Source organism: Rhodococcus sp. GQ147 (genome assembly GCF_059759155.1).
The window spans coordinates 1-1,446 of sequence record NZ_JCAXDU010000055.1; the positions used below are offsets into that span (position 1 = coordinate 1).

General features: G+C 66.1%; 1 protein-coding gene and 1 pseudogene. Both read left to right on the top strand.

The features are described 5' to 3' along the window. Positions 1–603, top strand: a 603-nt coding sequence (locus AC6CID_RS24975; protein ID WP_498354663.1) for a Mu transposase domain-containing protein, incomplete at its 5' end; no start/stop codon positions are given. Between the two features lie 66 nt (positions 604–669). Further along, positions 670–1,435 (top strand): annotated as a pseudogene (gene istB / locus AC6CID_RS24980) (IS21-like element helper ATPase IstB). Positions 1,436–1,446: the final 11 nt, after the last annotated feature.

The following is a 1,446-nucleotide window of genomic DNA, read 5'->3' on the forward strand; positions in this document are numbered from 1 at the left end:
GCCGTCGAAAAGCACACCCTGACGCCGTTGCCGCCCAGGAGGTTCGAGCCGGTGGTCTACTCCACCGGCAAACTCGCCCCGGACTGTCACGTCAAGGCCGGCAAGGCGTTGTATTCGGCGCCGTGGCAGCTGATCGGCCGACGATTGCTGGTGCGCACCGCCGGGGATGTGGTGCAGATCTTCCACGACGAGCAGGTCGTGGCCACCCATGTGCGCCGCCTGTCCGGGAGAGCGACCAATCCCGAGCATTATCCGCCGGAGAAGACCGCGTTCACGTTGCAGACGGTGGTGTGGTGCCGGGTCCAGGCCGAGCAGATCGGACCCGGCGCGGTCGCGATCGTCGACGAGTTGTCCCAGGTCAACGCGATCCATCGACTGCGATCGATCCAGGGCATCATCCGGCTGCGGTCGCGTTACGACGATGCCCGCATCGATGCGGCCTGCGCCCGTGCCCTCGAGGTCGGTGATCCGCGTTATCGCACGGTCAAGGGCATCCTCGTCGCCGGCACCGAACACGACGGCCAGGACGTCGCCGATGCCGGGGTCACCGCGCCGGCGTTGTTGCGCGGGCCGGCCGCGTTCGACACCGAACGATCCGCTTGATCCGTTCATATCGCCAGGAATATTGAACTGCAATTACTTTCACTAGATGCTGTGAGGACACCTGTCATGACCATCCATGATCCCAGCCTGCGGGCTGCGTTGAAAACCTTGAAGCTGACCGGCATGCTCGACAACCCTCGACGCGCGCCTGGCGCAAACCCGCGACGGGCAGCTCGGGCACCTCGAGTTCCTGCAGGTGCTCTGCGAGGACGAGATCGCCCGCCGCGAAACCGCCGCCTTGGCCCGGCGGGTGCGCCGGGCCAAGTTCGAGCAGCAGGCCACCTTCGAGGACTTCGACTTCACCGCCAACCCGAAGCTCCCGGCCGCGATGCTGCGGGATCTCGCTGCGCTGCGGTGGCTCGACGCCGGCGAGTCGGTGATCCTCTACGGACCCGTCGGCGTCGGCAAAACCCATGTGGCACAAGCGCTAGGGCATCATGTGGCCCGACGCGGCGGGGACGTGCGGTTCGTCAAGTGTTCCCGGATGCTCGCCGATCTGGCCGGTGGACACGCCGACCGCACCATCGGCCAACGGATGCGCGAATACACCCGGCCGCTGGTGTTGATCATCGACGACTTCGCGATGCGCGAGCACACCACCACCCAGTCCGATGATCTCTACGATCTGGTATCCGACCGGGCGATCGCCGGCAAGCCGTTGGTTCTGACGAGCAACCGGGCCCCGAAAGACTGGTATCCGCTGTTCCCGAATCCGGTCGTGGCCGAGTCCCTGCTCGATCGGTTGATCAACACCAGCCACCAGATCCTGATGGACGGCCCGTCCTACCGGCCACGCAAACGCCCCGGGAACCGCACCGCGGCCGCGAACTGAACCAACCCGGG